General features: G+C 54.3%; 18 protein-coding genes. 6 read left to right on the top strand and 12 right to left on the bottom strand.

All coding sequences use genetic code 11. From position 1 onward, the window contains the following. Nucleotides 1-241: 241 nt before the first annotated feature. Complete coding sequence (locus tag FD19_RS06350; protein ID WP_056969432.1) at nucleotides 242-1,612, bottom strand: amino acid permease; 1,371 nt, start codon at nucleotides 1,610-1,612, stop codon at nucleotides 242-244. A gap of 204 nt (nucleotides 1,613-1,816) precedes the next feature. On the opposite strand from FD19_RS06350, the gene mmuM reads away from it, so the two are divergent. Together mmuM and FD19_RS06340 are read left to right on the top strand one after the other, a co-directional pair. After that, nucleotides 1,817-2,743 carry a homocysteine S-methyltransferase gene (gene mmuM, locus FD19_RS06345; RefSeq protein WP_054750483.1) on the top strand — a complete coding sequence of 309 codons (927 nt, stop codon included), beginning with the start codon at nucleotides 1,817-1,819 and terminating at the stop codon, nucleotides 2,741-2,743. A 180-nt stretch (nucleotides 2,744-2,923) separates the two neighbouring features. Next, a complete protein-coding gene (locus tag FD19_RS06340) occupies nucleotides 2,924-3,613 on the top strand; it encodes an aspartate/glutamate racemase family protein (RefSeq protein ID WP_054750482.1) in 690 nt (229 codons plus the stop codon). A gap of 58 nt (nucleotides 3,614-3,671) precedes the next feature. On the opposite strand, the gene FD19_RS06335 is transcribed toward FD19_RS06340, so the two are convergent. Further along, on the bottom strand, nucleotides 3,672-4,289 hold the full coding sequence (locus tag FD19_RS06335) for a LysE/ArgO family amino acid transporter (protein ID WP_056969383.1): 618 nt from the start codon (nucleotides 4,287-4,289) through the stop codon (nucleotides 3,672-3,674). Nucleotides 4,290-4,590: 301 nt separating this feature from the next. Here FD19_RS06335 and FD19_RS06330 point away from each other — a divergent pair, with 301 nt between their 5' ends. Beyond that, nucleotides 4,591-5,220 carry a histidine phosphatase family protein gene (locus tag FD19_RS06330; protein WP_054750480.1) on the top strand — a complete coding sequence of 210 codons (630 nt, stop codon included), beginning with the start codon at nucleotides 4,591-4,593 and terminating at the stop codon, nucleotides 5,218-5,220. A 61-nt stretch (nucleotides 5,221-5,281) separates the two neighbouring features. Here the strand turns inward: FD19_RS06330 and FD19_RS06325 are convergent, their stop codons facing one another. The 8 genes from FD19_RS06325 to FD19_RS06290 all read right to left on the bottom strand — a co-directional run bounded on the left by FD19_RS06325 (nucleotide 5,282) and on the right by FD19_RS06290 (nucleotide 13,774). Then, nucleotides 5,282-6,349 carry a dipeptide epimerase gene (locus tag FD19_RS06325; protein WP_156639652.1) on the bottom strand — a complete coding sequence of 356 codons (1,068 nt, stop codon included), beginning with the start codon at nucleotides 6,347-6,349 and terminating at the stop codon, nucleotides 5,282-5,284. Nucleotides 6,350-6,547: 198 nt separating this feature from the next. Continuing rightward, complete coding sequence (locus FD19_RS06320) at nucleotides 6,548-8,383, bottom strand: cation:proton antiporter domain-containing protein (RefSeq protein WP_056969382.1); 1,836 nt, start codon at nucleotides 8,381-8,383, stop codon at nucleotides 6,548-6,550. A 193-nt stretch (nucleotides 8,384-8,576) separates the two neighbouring features. Next, nucleotides 8,577-9,698 carry an NAD(P)-dependent alcohol dehydrogenase gene (locus FD19_RS06315; protein WP_054750478.1) on the bottom strand — a complete coding sequence of 374 codons (1,122 nt, stop codon included), beginning with the start codon at nucleotides 9,696-9,698 and terminating at the stop codon, nucleotides 8,577-8,579. A gap of 93 nt (nucleotides 9,699-9,791) precedes the next feature. After that, complete coding sequence (locus FD19_RS06310) at nucleotides 9,792-10,574, bottom strand: metal ABC transporter permease (RefSeq protein WP_054750477.1); 783 nt, start codon at nucleotides 10,572-10,574, stop codon at nucleotides 9,792-9,794. Beyond that, the gene (locus FD19_RS06305) at nucleotides 10,567-11,265 is read right to left on the bottom strand and encodes a metal ABC transporter ATP-binding protein (RefSeq protein WP_056969381.1); all 699 of its coding nucleotides are present in this window, start codon (nucleotides 11,263-11,265) and stop codon (nucleotides 10,567-10,569) included. The genes FD19_RS06310 and FD19_RS06305 overlap by 8 nt, the downstream gene beginning before the upstream one ends. A 30-nt stretch (nucleotides 11,266-11,295) precedes the next feature. Then, on the bottom strand, nucleotides 11,296-11,751 hold the full coding sequence (locus FD19_RS06300; RefSeq protein WP_054750476.1) for a MarR family winged helix-turn-helix transcriptional regulator: 456 nt from the start codon (nucleotides 11,749-11,751) through the stop codon (nucleotides 11,296-11,298). Between the two features lie 24 nt (nucleotides 11,752-11,775). Beyond that, entirely contained in the window at nucleotides 11,776-12,681 is a 906-nt protein-coding gene (locus tag FD19_RS06295; protein ID WP_054750475.1) for a metal ABC transporter solute-binding protein, Zn/Mn family, read from the bottom strand. A 232-nt stretch (nucleotides 12,682-12,913) separates the two neighbouring features. Next, nucleotides 12,914-13,774 (bottom strand): metallophosphoesterase family protein, encoded by an 861-nt coding sequence (locus FD19_RS06290; protein WP_056969380.1) that lies wholly within the window; start codon nucleotides 13,772-13,774, stop codon nucleotides 12,914-12,916. Nucleotides 13,775-14,117: 343 nt separating this feature from the next. Between FD19_RS06290 and fba the strand changes: the two genes are divergently transcribed. Beyond that, entirely contained in the window at nucleotides 14,118-14,999 is an 882-nt protein-coding gene (gene fba / locus FD19_RS06285) for a class II fructose-1,6-bisphosphate aldolase (RefSeq protein WP_054750472.1), read from the top strand. Between the two features lie 184 nt (nucleotides 15,000-15,183). On the opposite strand, the gene FD19_RS06280 is transcribed toward fba, so the two are convergent. Together FD19_RS06280 and FD19_RS06275 are read right to left on the bottom strand one after the other, a co-directional pair. Next, nucleotides 15,184-15,957 carry an ABC transporter permease gene (locus FD19_RS06280; protein ID WP_056969428.1) on the bottom strand — a complete coding sequence of 258 codons (774 nt, stop codon included), beginning with the start codon at nucleotides 15,955-15,957 and terminating at the stop codon, nucleotides 15,184-15,186. Between the two features lie 17 nt (nucleotides 15,958-15,974). After that, complete coding sequence (locus FD19_RS06275; protein WP_056969379.1) at nucleotides 15,975-16,916, bottom strand: ATP-binding cassette domain-containing protein; 942 nt, start codon at nucleotides 16,914-16,916, stop codon at nucleotides 15,975-15,977. Between the two features lie 142 nt (nucleotides 16,917-17,058). Between FD19_RS06275 and FD19_RS06270 the strand changes: the two genes are divergently transcribed. Beyond that, nucleotides 17,059-17,565 carry a MarR family winged helix-turn-helix transcriptional regulator gene (locus tag FD19_RS06270; RefSeq protein ID WP_056969378.1) on the top strand — a complete coding sequence of 169 codons (507 nt, stop codon included), beginning with the start codon at nucleotides 17,059-17,061 and terminating at the stop codon, nucleotides 17,563-17,565. Between the two features lie 150 nt (nucleotides 17,566-17,715). After that, nucleotides 17,716-18,057 carry a thioredoxin family protein gene (locus tag FD19_RS06265; protein ID WP_082383852.1) on the top strand — a complete coding sequence of 114 codons (342 nt, stop codon included), beginning with the start codon at nucleotides 17,716-17,718 and terminating at the stop codon, nucleotides 18,055-18,057. Nucleotides 18,058-18,109: the final 52 nt, after the last annotated feature.

The following is an 18,109-nucleotide window of genomic DNA, read 5'->3' as shown; positions in this document are numbered from 1 at the left end:
GGATGAGCCCCATTGCCAAAGTGAATAAGGGCTCAATTGACGGCCTATCGCCGTAACCGGGTCCTTTACCTCAACAACAAGGCTAGCAACGCAAAAGCAGGCATCGTCACGGATGTTGTACCGTTAGTAATAATCATGGCGATTCCTCCTTTCGCGCTACCGATTCAATATGGCTATCTTATTAGCGATAGCCATATTTGTCAACACATTTTACAACCTTTCTTTAATTTAACGCACAGAATTAATGCTGGGAACGTGAAAATTTACTGCCACGGTGCCGCCGCCACGCCTCGCGGCCGTAATAGAAACCGTAACAAAGTGCGATAAATGGCAACATGTAAAACAGACTACTACGCTGATTAGGGTCAAAGATAATCAGCACGCACGACAGCAAGCTCATGATCAACGCGGCCCACGGCACCACCGGGTAGCCCGGTGTGCGGAATTGGAGCTCACTGACCGTGTGGCCCTGGGCCAGCCACTGCCGCCGGAAGTTGATTTCGGAGAGCGCAATGGCCATCCAGACGATGACGACTGCCAGTCCTGATACCGACACGAGGACCAGGTAGACGGTGTCCGCCGCCACAACGCTGGACGTGAGAGCCAGGATCCCACCGATCATGCTGACGGCTAGTGCCAGTAGCGGTACACCGCGGCGACTGGTATGCGCAAAGCGGCGGCTGATCATACCCTCATGGGCTAGCGACCACAGCATGCGCGTCGACGCGTACAAACCAGAGTTGGCCGCCGATAGAATCGCGGTCAACACCACGAAGTTCATCAGGTCACCAGCAAATGGTAGCCCAATCTGGTTGAAGACCAGCACGAAGGGACTCTGGTTGACCCCCGCATGCTGCCACGGAATCAGTGCGGCCATCACGAAGATACTGCCGATGAAAAAAATTACCAGCCGCAAGAGTGTGGTCCGAATGGCTTGGGGGATATTGTGGGCCGGGTCCTTCGTCTCCCCGGCGGTGACACCGATCAGTTCGGTCCCAGAAAAAGCAAAGTTAACCGTCAACATCGTCGTGAAGACACCCTTAAAGCCCGTGGGGAACCACCCATCTTTGGTCAGGTTATGCAGTAACGGTGCGTGCTGGGTACCGTTCAGGTGAATGACCCCGATAATCGCCAGGCCACCCAGGATGATGAAGGCAATGATGGCCACGACTTTGATGCTAGAAAACCAAAACTCGGTCTCCGCAAAGAAACGCACGGACAGCGCGTTGGACACCACAATTACCACCATAAACAGCAGGCTCCACACCCACGTTGGTGAATCGGGGAACCATTTGCGCATCATTAGCCCCGCGGCGGTGAACTCCGAACCCAATGCTACCGTCCAGGTCAGCCAGTAGAGGATGGCCACCGTGAACCCGGTGCCCGGGCCGATAAAACGGTCAGCGTAGACGTGAAACGAACCAGTTTCGGGCATCGCCACGGATAATTCGCCCAGGCACAACATGACCAGATACACCACGACCGCCCCAATGGCGTAGGCGAGAATGGTGCCAATTGGCCCCGCTTCATGAATGGTGTAACCCGAACTAAGGAAGAGTCCCGTCCCAATGACCCCACCCAGTGAGATCATCAGTAGGTGTCGGGACTCCATTTTGCGTTTTAACGTTTCGTGCTGTGCCGCCAAGTTGCTACCTCCCAGTGTATGTACTGCCTGCACGCCGAATGCATCAGCGGGATGACACCGATATTACTACGGATAATTTTCAGGTGCCCGCTGGCGTGCTACAATGTCTTTAACGCGCTTGTGATTCACTATCTCACTTTGTGGGCCGAATATGCAAGCATGGAGGTATTTATGCAGAATCCACTAACCACTTTACTCAATCAACGTCACTACCTGGTCGACGACGGCGCCATGGGCACGGAGCTGGACCGGCGGGGTGTTGATACCAACAATAGTTTGTGGTCCGCGCTAGCGTTGACCACGGATCCAGAGGCAGTCCAGGCGGTACACGCGGATTACTATGCCGCGGGTGCCGACATCGCCACTACTGACACCTACCAGGCCACACCACAAGGCTTTGCCCAGCAGGGTATCGACCACGTGGTCAGTAGCAAGCTCATCACCAAAGCCGTCGCGTTAGCCCAAGCCGCGCGTGATCACGCCACCCGTAGCGATGAGCGTCTCGTCGCCGGTAGTGTGGGCCCTTACGGTGCGTTTCTGGCCGACGGGAGCGAGTACACCGGGAAGTACCAGCTGAGCGACACCCAGTATCATGACTTTCACCTGATGCGGATGCGTGCATTAGCTGCCGCTGGCGTCGACCTCTTTGCCTTTGAGACCCAACCAAACAACGACGAGGTCACCGCGTTGGTCGAGCTACTCAGTCAAGAGTTCCCCGACCTCACCGCTTGGGTCTCCTTCAGTATTAGTGACCCCCACCACCTCGCTGACGGTACACCGTTGGCCCGGGCTGCAGCGGCGCTGAACGATAACCCGCAAATTGAGGCCATTGGGGTCAACTGTACTAGCATGGAAACCATCACCCCAGCGTTGCGGGTACTACGTCACGCCACGGAAAAGCCACTGATTGTCTACCCCAACAACGGCGATACCTACGACCCCAGCTCCAAGAGTTGGGTGACCAACCCACACGCTGCCAGCTTCACGGACCTGGTGCCAGAATGGATCACGGCCGGTGCTGCCATCATCGGTGGTTGTTGCCGTACGACGCCGACCGATATCGGCACCATCCGCGTCGCCATTGACGAAGCGGAATAACAATAACATTAGTCTTTGAATTTAAAAACTAGGTGCAGCCAGTTTGGTGGCTACACCTAGTTTTTTGGTTGGCAGCACTATGAGCCCCCTAACTGGTCACGGAGAGTGGGCCCCCCACACTAAATTTTGACCACCCGTCAACAATTTAATGCTAGGATAGTGCCAAAGGAAGTGGTCACATTGAAAACAATCGGTTTACTGGGTGGCATGAGTTGGGAAAGTACCGTCACCTACTACCAGCTAATTAATACGTTGGTCAACAAACGCCTTGGCGGGGTCCACTCCGCCAAAATTCTGATTGCCAGCGTCGACTTTGACGAAATCGCCCGGTGCCAGGAACGCAACGAGTGGGATAAGAGTGCGGACATCCTCGGCCGCGCCGCGCACGGTTTGGAGTTAGCCGGGGCCGACTTTATCCTGATTGGCGCCAACACGATGCACAAAGTAGCCACGCAGATTCAGTCCTACATCAAGATCCCGTTGTTACATATCGCCGACGCCACCATTGCGGCTTTGCAACAACAACACATTACGCGGGTGGGACTGCTCGGGACCAAATACACGGTGCAAGAAGACTTTTACAAGCAGCGGATCGCAGCTGCGAGTATCGAGGTGCTCACTCCCAACGCTGCCGGCATTGATGAAGTCAACCGCATTATCTACGAGGAACTCGTGGTGGGTCAGAAGGAGCCGAGCTCTAAGGCCAAGATGCTGGCAACCATTGAACAGTTACAACAAGCCGGCGCCCAGGGACTGATTCTGGGTTGCACCGAACTGGACTTGCTCGTACAGCCAGCGGATACGGAATTACCGCTATTCGACACAACCCGAATCCATGCGGAGGCAGCGGTGGACTGGGCGTTGCGGTAATCACGGTTAGAGCGGCTGCTCGTTACTCGCGCCGAACAAATATTTCCCGGGAAATACCTCACACCACCATCAGTACCGCGTGTCCAACCAGCGTCACGCCATAGACCATCACAATAGCGCCTGAAATAATGTTGATCCACAACAGGAACCGCCGTGGTAGTCGGTTCTTGAGTATGCCGATAATTAGGGTGACACCAAAAAACCACAGCGCTGTGCTACTTAAAATGCCCAATAAGAACGGCAGCACCTGACTATTGCTGAGCGTACTGCGCATCGCCCCGAATGACACGCTGGTATCAATGATGGCTTGGGGGTTGGCAAAGGCCACCACCCAGGCGCCCGTAAACGCCTCCTTGAGCGGCATGGCGGTATCACCACCACCCAACGTGGTAGCGTTGGCGCTCCGTAAGATTCCCCAACCCATCCAAATTACCACTACGCCGCCGACCAGCAAAATCACTAACTTGAGCCATTGGTAATGGGTAATAATCGTGCCCACGCCCAAAAAGGCCACCACCGTTAACGTGGTATCCGCTACCCACACAAAAGCGGCGATCAACAAGGCCCGCCGGAGTCGGTTGCTCATGGCACTATTGAAGACAAAGAGGTTTTGCATCCCGATGGAACTAACTAGGGCAATGCTAATCAGCATCCCGCGCAAATAAACTGCTAACATGTTGGCCTCCTCACGCTACTATCCACAAAGAAAAAGGCACTCACCACACAATCTTCCAGCGCCATGCGCCGTGCCTACGATCGTGAAGTGAGTGCCTAAGCCAGTTGCCCGACGACAAACTGACCCAATAGCAATTTAACTTAACTAAGATTTTACCCGTGGTAATTGTGGCCGTCAAGTCGCCATCTTTGCCTGGTGTCCATACTGTTAAACACGCCACCGATAACTATGCCTGCTAACAATGGTCACTAATTTATGCCATAATGTGGCCGGACATAAATTGCACAGATGGAGGCTTGCTATGACCACCTTTTATTTTATTCGGCACGGTCAGACCACCGCAAACGCACTTGGCCTGAAGCAAGGCATCATCAATGACGCGCAAACCCACCTTAACACCGCGGGCCAGCAGGAAATACAGCGCTTGCACCAACAATTTGACATCAGCTTTGCCGACCGTATCGTCATCAGTCCGCTTGACCGGGCACGGGAAACCGCCAGCATTCTCAACGAAGATGCGCGCCTGCCCCTAACCACCGATCAGCGGGTCAACGAGATCTCATACGGCTCGTGGGACGGGCAACCTAACGCACAGTTGGAGGCCGAACACCCTTCCGTGTTTGACCCCGTTTTGCACGACGTGTTACCCGACTATGTCCAGTTAGCCAGTGACGGCGAGCAGTTCAGCCATGTACGCCAGCGCGTGGACGCGTTCATGCACGATGCCGCCGACCAGTACCCGGACGACAACATCATCGTGGTGTCACACGGATTCACCATTAAAGCGGCGGCGGTGGTCGCCACCAGTACGCAGGACATGATGAGCATCCCCGAGCCCGATAACTCCAGCGTCACAAAAATCACCCTGAGTGACGAAACCATGCGTTATTACCTGTGGTACTACAACCGTTTTAATACCACCGTATACTAGGAGCACATAAAAACACGCCCAACGCGTTCACGTTAGGCGTGTTTTTTATACCCAGCGGTGCTTAATCGGATACCGTGAGTGGCGTCAGGTAACTACCATCAACCGCGTACCCTGGCGTCTGGACGTTAGCCTCAGGCGCAATCATGTACGCCGCATCAAGGTCAACATACTGCACGTTGCGATGAGCAGACGCAAAGGCCACCGCCGCCGCCAAACTGATGGGGGCTTCAATCATACAGCCGACCATACAATCGATACCGTAGTCGGCGCACAGCTCAGCAATCTTGGTTGCCTGCGATAAGCCGCCCGTCTTCATTAACTTAATGTTGATCAGATCGCACGCATGCATCCGGATCAACCGTAGTGCATCACGGTAGGTGTGCACGGACTCGTCGGCCATCACGGGTAACGCCACGTTGGCCGTCACCCGTGCCAACCCATCCAGATCGTCGGCACGAACGGGCTGCTCAACAAACTGGATGTTCAAGTTGAGGTCGGCAAAACGGTTGATGGCGCTGATGGCCTGTTTCGGCGTCCACCCCTGGTTAGCGTCAAGCCGCAGTGGCGTGAGACCACCAACGGCATTGGCGATGGCCCGCACCCGTTCTACGTCGGTATCCAGGTCACCCGCACCAACTTTGATTTTAAAAGCCGCAAAGCCCTTATCCGCTAGTGCGCGGGCCATCGCCACCATGTGTTCAGTATCCGCAATACCAATTGTGTAGTCGGTCTGGATCGTCACGCCGGTGCCACCCAATAACTGCACCAATGAGGTGTCAAACTGCTGCGAGCGGAGATGATACAACGCAATTTCTACGGCCGCTTTAGCCGCAGCGTTGTGCTGAATGCTACTTTGTACCGTTGCCAATAAGTTCTCCCAATCATCAATGTCCGCACCAATAATGGCCGGTGTAATCCCCTCGCGCACAGCAGACTGCATCGTGCCCATCGTGTCGCCGGTCACCACGGCGTTCGGACTGGCCGCGCCAATTCCGGTGAGGCCATTATCCAACTGAATGCGTACCACCATTGCTTCCAGCTGTGTCACGGCGTGCTGCGACGTGGTAAATGGTTCTGCTAACGGTAACCGCTGGGAATCAACCGTAATACTCTCAATTTTATTACCCATAATGTAAGCCCCTTCACGTGTGTTTACCCTCAATGTACCATGACCGACAGGTAAAGTGAACGGAAAATGTGCTACTTGCACAGACAAACGGTCACGGCGCGCCACACCCTGCCCTGCAGAGAATAAAAAGCACTCACATCACCATGTCTCGGTGACGTGAATGCCAACTAAAAATTTGTTTCACGTGAAACACTGTATTTAGTTACGCGCCCCCAACTGCTGGCGGAGCGTCCGTGCGGCGTCTTTGCTCCCCGTAAAAATTAGGTGGTCGTTTGGCTCAATTAGCGTATCACCATGCGGCGCCACAAAGTGCCCGTTACGGTAGATTCGACTCACGGTAATGGCCCCAATGTCGGGCAAACTTTGCAACGTTTTGCCAGTATACCGGTGGTTGTGCACTTCAACTTCGTACAGGCCAGCTTCGGTATCCGTCAATAGTTTCAGCGTAGACGGTGATTCGATCATCCCGCGCAGCAAACTGGCGTTAACCGTAAAGGTGTTGAATAGCTCCACACCGTCAGCGGCCAGCTCCTCAAGGTGGTCATCACCCGCTTCACGCGTTTCAAAGCGCGCGACCACGCGGGCAACTTTGTGCTCGACGGCCATCCGGGCAATACGGTAGTTGCGGTCCGCGTCAAAGTAGCCGAGTACCAAGATGTCAGTATCAAACACCCCCGCCTGGGTGAGCGCATCATCGTCCAAAGCAGCTAGTAGCTTGACGTTCACCTGGCTGTTGTAAGTCCGGTAATTCTTTTCGGAATCAGTCACCATGGTAATGTCGTACATGCCTTTGGCCAACTGTTGCGCCACAGGAACCGTCAGAATGTTAGCCCCCAGAAAGGTGACGCGCGTCCGTTCCTCATCCTCTGGTTGCGGCCGGTACAACTTGTTAAACACAATGGGCGCAATCACACAGCTCAGAACGGCCGCCAGGGTGAAGGCCCCTGACTGGTCAGACGTAATCGCGTTCAGGTTCCGCGCGATGGTCAATGTAGGAATGACCAGCGTAATCGTCGTGGACGTCAGAACGGCCCCCGCCGCGGAATTCCGCGCGTTAAAGCGTTGGTGGAAGATAAAAAAAGGTATAAGTTTGGCCAGTGCAAAACAAACAAAGAAGACCGGAATCAACATTAATGCCTGTGGGTTCCCCATCATGGTGCGCAGGTTGAGTTTAGCACCCGTCATAATGAAGAAGATGGGAATGAAAAAGCCGTAACCAATGGACGTGAGCTTATCCCGCGTCACCTCGCTGGGCCGCAAGAGTTTCATGACGATGCCAGCTAGGAACGCGCCGAGGATGTTTTCAGCACCCACGTTTTCGGCGATGGTGACCAGCACGAAGATGAGGAAGAACGCCAGCCGAATGTCGAGCTGAGTTGTGGATTTGTCGATGCGGGCAAAGAACTGGTACACGGCTTTAAACCGGCGCAGCAGGATAATGGCGGCCAGAAAAATCAGTAGTACCAACCAAATCCGGGCAGCATGGCCCCCGTTAATGGTGGAGTATACGGTCAGTGCCAGCAACGGGATGATTTCGCCAAGCGCTGCGGTCAGCAGGATGGTCTGCCCTAGTGGCTTACTGAGTAATTCCTGTTCAGTTAGCGCAGCGATCACGACCCCAAGCGCAATGGTCGAAAACAGGATGGTAGCCAGCATGACGTCACTAAACAGGCCCAACATTTTCAGCACCACCGCCAGCACTAACGCGGTGATGACAACGCCCACAAAGGCACTACCCGCGAGAAAGACGGGCGAACGCGGCACCGTACCGTCGCGGTTAGCCCGCGGCTTTTGGACAAACAGTTCAAAGTTGATTTCCATCCCCGACAGGAAGATCAGAACGATCACCCCAAGGCTGGATAAGAAGGTCAGGTCGGTCGTGGTGGTCACGAACCGCAGACCGGTTTTACCCAACAGAATACCGACCACGATTTCGGCCACGGCGGTAGGAATCCCGTTGATTTTAAACCGGGCCATGAACAGCGGGATCATTAGCGCCGCGATCATGACGATTAACATTGAAAGTTGTGGCATAAGATACATCCCTTCACGTAATGTCTTAATTGTCATCAAGTATAACGCACCCTACCGCTGGATTTCATAACAAAATCGGTGGTGGTGACCCCAACCCTGCACCGCGCCAGCTCTGGCTTGCCGCCACCAACTGACAGCCAACCAGAAAAGGCGTGACCCATACAGGTCACGCCTTACTCGTTACGTTGTTAAATTACTTGCCCGGTACATAGTCGGGGTCGATGACCAAAACTGGCTTGATCGTCTTACCACTGCGTGAGTCCGCGTTGGCTTCGTTGATCTGATCGAACGGGTAGAACTTCTCGGTCTTGTCAAAGTCGAACATGCCCATCTGGTAGAACTTGATCAACCGGGGCACGTCGATCTGCGGAATCGAGTCACCCATGTTAACGCCGACAATCTTCCGGTCAGACGTGCACAGGTCGTTCCACGTATCCACGTCGATGTGGTGTGCCGTAACGGCAATAGTTGCGGTCGTACCACCCTGAGCCAAAGCCTGGATGGAACTTTCCATGACCGCCGTAACCCCCGTCGTGTCCACAGCCCAGTCAACACCGTAACCACCAGTCAAGTCGCGAATGGCCTTAACCGGGTCGGTCTCCTTACTGTTGATGGTGTCAGTGGCGCCGAGCTCCTTAGCCAGAGCAAGACGACTGTCGACAATGTCAACGGCAATGACTTTAGTGCAGCCAGAAATCCGGCCCGCCATCATTGCGGCCAGACCAACGGCACCAGTACCAAAGACGGCGATGGTGTCACCCGGATGTGGCTGCAACGTGTTCAGCACGGTGCCGGAACCAGTGACATAACCACAGCCCAAAGGACCGAGGGCCCGCAAATCCAACTCCTTGGGCACCTTCACGGCGTTACGTTCACGCACAACCGTAGTGGTGGTGAAGGAACTCTGGTCAAACATGTCCGCGACGTGCTTACCGTCAATGGTGAAGTGCGACGACCCATCTGGACGCACACCTGAGAGGTTATTGTGCGCGTAGTTCAAGCACTGCGTTGGAATCCCACGCAGGCAGTTAGCACACTGTCCACAAGCGTAGAAGCTCAGGACAACGTGGTCGCCCGGCTTAAACTGGGTGACTTCTGGACCAACTTTTTCCACGATCCCAGAACCTTCATGCCCCAGCACGATTGGATAGTCGATAGTCGCATCGCCAACCCGCAACGCTTCGTCGGAGTGGCAGATCCCGGTCGCAACCATGTGGATCTGCAAATCATCCGGCCCCATCGGACAGAGTTCGACGTCGTCGCGGATTTTAAAGTCCGCGCCCTGATGGTCCACAACTGCAGCAGTGATTTTCATAAAGAAAAACCCCCTCAATTAAAATAATTGCTTACAGGGGTCATCATGGCACTGTTAAGGCGAGAATGCAAAGGCTTACAGAAAATTCGCGTACTACCGGGCACTTGTCGACACAAAGTAGATGGCCGACTCGATCATCGCGATGAAGAAGCTGACCGGCACGTTGGTCCAATATGACAAGGCCAACGCCCCCCAGACCCCAATGAGTGCGAACAAAATTGCTAACCCGATCATCTGGGAGACGCGCCGACCCCAACGCATGGCCGCGCTAGCAGGTAACGTCATCAGGATGAAAATCAGTAGGGAGCCCACGACCTGGGCGGACACCGCCACGGTCGTCGCCATCAAGACAAGAAAGACAACGTCCACAGCTTTGACGTGGGGCAACGAATCCACCGCCGTCGCGTGGTCAAACGCCACGTGCCGTAGCGGCCGGTACAGCAACACGCCTACCAGCAGAACGGCCAACGTCAGTACGATTACATGCACGATGTTCTGATGGCTAATACTAAAGATCGACCCAAACAGAATGCTGGTAGCTGAGCTGGCATTCTTTTGCGATAGTGCAAGGAACGCGATCCCGAGCCCGATCGCCACCGAACTGACCGCCGATACCGTTGACTCGCTGCGCCGTTCATCACCCACGTCCAGTTGGCCAATGCTGGCTGACGATACCAGGGTAAAACCAAGCATCCCCAGTAGTGGCGACCACCCCATGAACAGGGCAAAGGAAGCCCCGGCAAAACCAATTTCACTGAGCACGTGTGCCAGGAAGGACATTCTGCGGGCCACCACAAACACACCGATAAAGCCGCTCACGATGGCAATCAACGTCCCTACCACGTAGGCATTTTGCATAAACGGATAGTTAAACATGGTCGCGTCCCCCTTCCTCAAGTTTGCTAGTATCCAGCGCGTCAATCGGCCCGAACTCGGCCCCATCCGGGCTGAGCAGCAAGTAGTTATCCGAGTACCGTTCCACGATGTCGAGGTCATGGCTCACCATGATGACACTCAAGTCGTGGTGGTCTCGATAATGTTTCACAACATCCATCAACGCAAACTTAGCCACATTATCCATGTTAGCCGTTGCCTCATCGAGAATCAGGACGTCAGGATCCTGGATCATGGCCTGGGCGAGAAAAGCCCGTTGCTTTTCCCCACCAGACGCGCGGTCGATCCGCTCGTTGGCGATTGCCGTTAGGTTAGCCTCCTCCAAAACGTGAGCGAGGTGCTCCTTTTCACTCCGCCGCAACCATGGTAGCAGACCACGGTCATAGCTGAGGCCCACAAAGTCGGCGATGTGCAACGGAAACGCCCCAATATCGTCATGGTACTGGGGTACGTAACCAATGCGCAGGTCCTGTGTGTGGTCATGGATAATTTGGCCCTCCGTGACCGTCCGTTGACCCATAATGGTCCGAATGAGTGTGGTCTTCCCCACGCCGTTATCACCAACTAGGGCCAGAATCTGACTACTATCAAGGTGGAAGTTTACGTGGCGGTATAACCACCGCTTATTGTCGGTAAACTGAATGCCGACGTCTTTGCCAGTAAGAATACGCACTTAAATACCTTCTATCTTCATTAACTTCGGTTACACATCGAGGCAAACGCTCAGTTCCTGGATAAACCGCCCAATGACGGCCTGTTCCGCCGCGGAAAAGTCATCAAGGACGGCCATGTACGCCTTGAGGGTGTCCTGATGGTTACGCGCGTGTGCGGCGGCCAGTTGCTGGCCAAAGTCGGTCAGGGACCATTGCTTACTACGTGCGTCGTCCGGATCCCTGGTGAGTGTCACCACCGCCGGCACCAACTTTTGCAGTCCCCGCATGGCTTTGGTCACGCCCGCCGCCGAAATATCCAGTTCTTTGGCTAACGTCGAGTTAGTCTGCGGTCCCTGCAACAACATCATCAACGCATGCCCCTGGGTGCCGGTGACCTGCCCGGTGCTGTCACCCAACAACACTTCCTGCTGGTTCTCGGGGACGACCCGCCGCACCTCGTTGAGTAATTTAGCTAACTGTTCCGCATACACCTTAGTGTCTGCCATGATTTGCCTCCGTCTTGCTTTCTACTATTGTTGCAGCGCTTTGAGTACCGCCCGCAACTCCTTGGTTTGCCACTGAATATACGTTTCACCAGCCGGCTTAGTCTCGGTAATGTTGACCACCGGTACCCCGTGCTGACGAGCGTAGGCGACGGCGGACTTCACCAGCCGTCCACTGTTCTGGGGGTTGTTGATGACAAAGGCCACCGTGTGGTTTTGGACATCGGTCTGCCACTGCCGAATTTCCGTGGCCGTGGGGTCATTTTCCGCATCGACAGCTTCCGCAAAGGCGTGAGCGTCATTCTGCGCCCCCAGCGCTGTTAGCATGTTGTCGTAGACGGGTTCGGTTGCCAGGTAGCGTTTGCCCGCTAATTGCTGACGGGCTCGGCGTTCCAACCGCCGCAAGCCTTTGAACTTGGCTAGGTACCGCTGGGCGTTAGTCGTGTATTGTCGCTTATGCTGGGGGTCAATTTTGATCAACTGTCGCTCGACCGCCAACACCACTTTGCGTGCCGTTGACGGCTTGTACCACAGGTGTTCGTTGCCCCCCGTCTTGTAGCCGGTCAGCTGCGCCACGGTAATGGCCTTGGCCCCGCTATTTTGCTGGGCGAACTGACTACTCCACTTATCGTAGCCACCACCATTGGAAATAATGATGTCCGCGGCCGCGTATTCCTTGGCCACATCCGAAGTGGGTTCGTAGTCATGGGGATCCACCTTGGTATTTTGAATGACCGAACTGACGCTGGCGTACTTGCCCGCCACGCCCTGCGCCATCTCACCATAAAAATCCAGGCTCGCCACGATGTGAATACTCTTTTGCGTCGTACCCTGTTGCTGCTGGGCTAAACCGCGGTTAATAATGAACCCCGTCACGGCAATAATCAAAACGAGCGGCACAATGACCGTCCACCAGGTATGTTTCTGCTGCATACGTCAATCTCCCTCAACCAGTACGAATTGGGTACCAAAATTTTAATTAACCGGTTAATTAACCAGTTAAATATAATCGAGCCGTGGTTGGCTGTCAACACTTACTAACCAAAAGATAGTATTTTTGCGCAAAAAAATTAACCAACGGTAGCACCGACTAAAATCTGGGTGAGAATAGTAAAGGAGCAACCACCGATCAATCACCCTGATTGCCGTAGTTACTCCTTTGCTTTTAGTGCCTATTCTGACTGTCGTTTGTGCTCAACGGAAAGTAATTCGTCACGTCTGCTGTGTAACCAAATTGCTCGTTAAACCGGCGTAACGTCGCCTCATCGTGGGTACTAGCCAAACCCGTCCGCCGCAATTTAACGTACAGGTCATAGTACGGTAGGGCCCGGGCCCGCGCCAACGCCAGCTCGGCATCCACATCGTAGTCGACGTGCCGCAAATCGATGTCGGTCAGCCCTTGGTTGCCCACCGTCAACAACATGTAGCGCGCCCGTTGATCGCGGCGTAACGGGGCGTATGGCGAGTAGGGTTGCCCAACGGCACCCGGATTAAGCACCAGCTGGCCAGCATCCCCATACCGTACCAACTGGGTATGAATGTGCCCGTATACCGCCACGTCCGTCTGGCCATCAGCAAAGAGGGCCTTAAAATTACTCTGTTCAGCGCGCGGATACAGCGTGTGCCCGTAATTAATATCGGGCAGGTTGTGCTGAATGCCAAAGTGCAGGCCCCCTAACATCCGCGTCATACATAGTGGCCACCTGCCTAAAGCCTGCAGATCTGCGGCTGGCATGCGCTCCAGCAGGTAGCGAACGTTCCGCGCGACAAAGATGTCCATCGGCCGTCGCGGGTGGTAACTCCCCCGCATAATGGCTGCGGCAAAGTCGTCCCAATTACCCCGCACGCGGATGGTGGGGTGCACCGCGTTAATAAGCGTCCACACGTCTTCGGCACCAGGGCCCGGCATGTAAATATCGCCGAGGCACCAATACTCGTCCACCCCCGCTTGCTGCGCATCGGCCAGGACGGCCCGTAACGCGGTCACGTTACCATGAATATCCGAAATAATGGCCACTTTGGTCATCACCGTCACCCCTATTACCATGTAAGTATATAGGGCTAGTATACCCCGGAATGCCTGACATTCCCTCCATCAAGCACCATTCGCTTCATAGCAGTCAGTAAGCTGTAGCGCGTTGTAACTTGTTACACTTGCACACGTAAAACTGTAAGTTCTTGTTGGGTTAGCTATGAAAGCGATGTCACGCAAAATTAAAACCAATTATCGTTGACCAGCATGTCACCTTGCTCGCTTGTGATGCCGAGATACAGCCAACGCGCGTGTAAACGGGTACGACAATCCTTGCAAACTATGTTAGAATGAACGAGTAAAAAAATTTGTTTTCAGTTTTTAGGAGGACTTTATAATGCCATTTGTTAACGGCACAGAACTGTTTGCTGCGGCTCGTAAGGGTCACTATGCTATCGGTGCTTTCAACACCAACAACCTTGAATGGACTCGTGCCATCCTTAAGGGTGCTCAGGAATTGAACGTTCCCGTACTTATCCAGACTTCCATGGGTGCTGCTAAGTACATGGGTGGTTACAAGCTTTGCAAGGCTTTGATCGAACTCGAAGCCGAAGCAATGAACATCACCGTTCCAGTTGTTATTCACCTGGACCACGGTAACTACGAAGCTGCTAAGGAAGCTATTGCTGCCGGCTACAACTCCGTTATGTTCGACGGCCACGACCTGCCATTCGAAGAAAACTTGGCTAAGACTAAGGAAATCGTTGCTTTGGCACACGCCAAGGGCATTTCCGTTGAAGCCGAAGTTGGTTCTATCGGTGGTGAAGAAGACGGTGTCATCGGTGAAGGTGAATTAGCCTCTGTTGAAGAAGCTAAGACTATCGCCGACACTGGCGTTGACTACCTGGCTGCTGGTATTGGTAACATCCACGGCCAGTACCCAGACAACTGGAAGGGTCTGCACTTCGACCGTCTCCAGGAAATCGCTGATGCTGTTGCTCAGCCACTGGTTCTGCACGGTGGTTCCGGTATTCCTCAGGAACAGGTTGAAAAGGCCATCTCCATGGGTATCGCCAAGCTGAACATCAACACTGAATGCCAGATGGCGTTCGCCAAGGCTACGCGTGAATACATCGAAGCCGGCAAGGACCAGCAGGGCAAGGGTTACGACCCTCGTAAGTTGCTGGCTCCTGGTACTCAGGCCATCACGGATACCTTCAAGGAAATCTGTGGCTGGATGGGCACTAAGTCCGTTAAGTTGGTTCCTGAAGAAGTTTAATGACTTCCTCACGTTAGCTATTAAAAAGTCCGTCAACATTTGTTGGCGGGCTTTTTTTACGCAGGCCCTTAGTGCTTTAGCACTTAGGGCCTGCTACTCGGAGGCTTCGCAACGCTAAGCCGAGAGACTGCTGCTCAATAGCTACAGACAAATACAGATCACCACTACCCAGAAGACTAACCGTTCACCGTAACCGCCGGTACGCCCACATGGTCAGCGGCACAAAGGCCAGCATCAACACCCCACCACTCACGAGCACGACGGAAGCGTCAATGCCCCAGGTGCCGGTGCCCATCAGGCCTCGGATAGCAGTCACCGCCATGCTGACGGGGTTGAGCTTGACCAGCGTCTGCATTAGCCGTGGTAACGTCCGGGTAGGAATGAAGGCATTCGAGAGAAAGGTCATCACCAGAATGATAATCATTGATAAGCTACCGATCATTTCCGCATCTTTGGCTAACAGCCCCACCAGTGCGAACACCCAAGAGATAGACCAACCAATGAAAATGGCGAGTAGCAATGCCGCTACAACTGCCGGGAAGCTAGCGGTGGACCGCCACCCCATCATCGTCGCCGTGAGGAGCGCCATCACGCCGGATACCAGTAGCCGCAGCACATCGCCCACCAGTTGCCCGGCTAGTGGGGCCAGCGGTGAAATCGGTAACGTCTTGAACCGGTCAAACACCCCGGAATTAATATCCGTCCGCAGTTGCTGCCCCGAGCCGGACGCCGCGTTCAGAATACTTTGCACCAAAATACCGGGTACTAGCATTGGCAGGTACGCGTGCACGCTACCCGCGATGGCCCCACCAAACAAATAACCAAACAGCAAAGTAAATATTATCGGTTGCACTACCACATCGCTGAGGCTGTCAGGATCATGCACGGTTTTAAGTAGATTACGGTGCGCTAACGTCATCGTGTTCCGCACCACGTGATTAGTAACTTCTGTTTTCATCATTTTTGCGTTGCTCCTTAATTCTTCCCCACGGTCATCCGCAGAAACACGTCATCCAATGAGGGTTCCTGCATGGCAAAGTTGCTCAGTGGCACGCCAGCAGCTTGTAATTGCTGCAAAATGGTGTTCACTGCGGGTAAACCATCCGGACCCAGGTCAGCGGTGACCGTGCGTTTTTCCACCATGACGGGTCCCGACAATACTTTCTGCACTACCGCTTGGGCCGGCGTGGTCCAGGATGCCGCTGGGACCTCCAGTGAGAGCCGTGACCCACCAATCTGCTGTTTGAGCTGGCTGGGCGTCCCCACCGCCACCATGCGCCCATGGTCAATCAACGCAATACGGTCGGCCAACTGGTCCGCTTCCTCAAGGTACTGGGTCGTCAGCACGACCGTTGACCCCTGCTGAACCAGGTCGCGGATGGTAGCCCACATCTGGGCCCGTGTCCGCGGGTCCAATCCCGTGGTGGGCTCATCAAGAAACAGGATACTGGGAGCACCAATCAGACTGACCGCCAAATCCAACCGCCGCCGCATCCCGCCAGAAAATTCGGATAGTCGCTGGTTAGCCGCGTTGGTCAAATCAAAGCTGGCAAGCAGTTCTGCGGCCCGTGCACGCGCAGCGCTGCGACTCAATCCGTTCAGGCGGGCAAAGATGACCAGGTTCTCCGTTGCGGTCAAATCCTGATCAATGGTGGCAGTTTGACCGGTGAGACCAAACTGCCGGCGCACCATCTGCGGCTGAGTTAAAGTATCAAAGCCGTTCACCGTGATGTGACCACCATCCTGGCGTAACAACGTGGTGATCATCTTGAGAGTGGTCGTCTTGCCGGCACCATTAGGCCCGAGCAAGCCGAACACTTCTCCTTGGCGTACCGCGAACGATACATCGTGCACCACCACGCGGTCACCGAACCGCTTCTGTACGTGTGCTACTTCAATTGCATTTTCTTTTTCCAAGCTAAGAGACTTCCTTTGGTTTTCTATCAGGGCCCCTGATTAAATATATAGTAAGGCCCCCTGATTAAAATGTCAACCACGCCGGTGCGCCCTCCTAGGGCGAATACTGTATACTAAAGAAAACGGGAATGGACTGATAGACGTGGCAGACGAAATTAAGGCTGAACTGGCCGCTGGCAAACTGGTCGAGTACGAACAGTTGAGTAAGATCTATGATGACATCGTCAAGCAACCCCGGCCGCGCTTAACGGTCGAGGGCCAGGGCAAAATATTACTGGCACTAGCCGACGAAGACCACCTATCCCAGCGACAGTTGGCGGAACGGTTAGGCATCTCGCCCCAGTCAACCAGCGAGTTTGTCGCCAAATTGGCCAAGCGCGGTCTGGTCAGCCTTTCGAAGTCGGCTACAGACAAACGGGTCAACCTGGTCAACTTGACCGACGCCGGGCGGACCGAGGTTGAATCGGCACCAGCAGAAGTACCACCATTCCTCAACGCCCTTTCCAACGACGACCTTGATCAGCTCTCCCAGCTGCTCGACAAGATCACGACGGCCATGTACAACGATATCGACGTGGCCAACCCCACGCTAGCGGTAAAGTTCCACAAGTTGTTCGCTAGCCGGTACTTGAAACGCTTTCAGCAGTAGTGGTGCGCCTTGGCGCGATACACGTACGCCGCAATCCCATCACCGTTACCAGCGGCCCAGCCAGACGGCTTACAATTTGTAAGCATGTATGCTATAATACTGAGTAAATCAGGTGGTGCTTGAGCACCCACACTTGGAGGTAATTGATTCATGGAAATGTACAAACCAACGGTAGTATCAGACGACGCGGTGCGTACCGAGCTCAACAAGCCCGGCAAGCAGGTCATGTTCATGACGGCCGACTGGTGTGGCGACTGCAAAGCCATCAAGCCATTCGTCCAGCAGATCAAGGAGCACGCCATGAGTAAGGGTGCTGGCTGGGTTGATGTTGACCGCGACGCCAACATTGAAATCGCTAAGGAACAAGGTCTGAAGGGCATCCCCGCCTTTGTTCTCTTCGAAGACGGTAAGCAGATCAACCACATCGGCAACGGTGAACGGCTGAACCCCAAGCAGGTAACCGACTGGGTTGACAGCAACGTCCTCGCCTAACTAAATCTGGATACACAAAACGGCCGCACGTTGAGTGCGACCGTTTTTTTGC

It is taken from the genome of Lacticaseibacillus thailandensis DSM 22698 = JCM 13996, assembly GCF_001436135.1.
GTDB classification, from domain to species: Bacteria; Bacillota; Bacilli; order Lactobacillales; family Lactobacillaceae; genus Lacticaseibacillus; species Lacticaseibacillus thailandensis.
Note: the sequence above shows the minus strand (reverse complement) of the source record. Positions and strands in the feature narration are given on the sequence as shown.

Coding starts and splice junctions, on each gene's coding strand:
- FD19_RS06350 (WP_056969432.1), bottom strand. CDS start 1,612: ATGGAGTCCCGACACCTACTGATGATCTCACTGGGTGGGGTCATTGGG.
- mmuM (WP_054750483.1), top strand. CDS start 1,817: ATGCAGAATCCACTAACCACTTTACTCAATCAACGTCACTACCTGGTC.
- FD19_RS06335 (WP_056969383.1), bottom strand. CDS start 4,289: ATGTTAGCAGTTTATTTGCGCGGGATGCTGATTAGCATTGCCCTAGTT.
- FD19_RS06330 (WP_054750480.1), top strand. CDS start 4,591: ATGACCACCTTTTATTTTATTCGGCACGGTCAGACCACCGCAAACGCA.
- FD19_RS06325 (WP_156639652.1), bottom strand. CDS start 6,349: ATGGGTAATAAAATTGAGAGTATTACGGTTGATTCCCAGCGGTTACCG.
- FD19_RS06320 (WP_056969382.1), bottom strand. CDS start 8,383: ATGCCACAACTTTCAATGTTAATCGTCATGATCGCGGCGCTAATGATC.
- FD19_RS06315 (WP_054750478.1), bottom strand. CDS start 9,698: ATGAAAATCACTGCTGCAGTTGTGGACCATCAGGGCGCGGACTTTAAA.
- FD19_RS06310 (WP_054750477.1), bottom strand. CDS start 10,574: ATGTTTAACTATCCGTTTATGCAAAATGCCTACGTGGTAGGGACGTTG.
- FD19_RS06300 (WP_054750476.1), bottom strand. CDS start 11,751: ATGGCAGACACTAAGGTGTATGCGGAACAGTTAGCTAAATTACTCAAC.
- FD19_RS06295 (WP_054750475.1), bottom strand. CDS start 12,681: ATGCAGCAGAAACATACCTGGTGGACGGTCATTGTGCCGCTCGTTTTG.
- FD19_RS06290 (WP_056969380.1), bottom strand. CDS start 13,774: ATGACCAAAGTGGCCATTATTTCGGATATTCATGGTAACGTGACCGCG.
- fba (WP_054750472.1), top strand. CDS start 14,118: ATGCCATTTGTTAACGGCACAGAACTGTTTGCTGCGGCTCGTAAGGGT.
- FD19_RS06280 (WP_056969428.1), bottom strand. CDS start 15,957: ATGAAAACAGAAGTTACTAATCACGTGGTGCGGAACACGATGACGTTA.
- FD19_RS06265 (WP_082383852.1), top strand. CDS start 17,716: ATGGAAATGTACAAACCAACGGTAGTATCAGACGACGCGGTGCGTACC.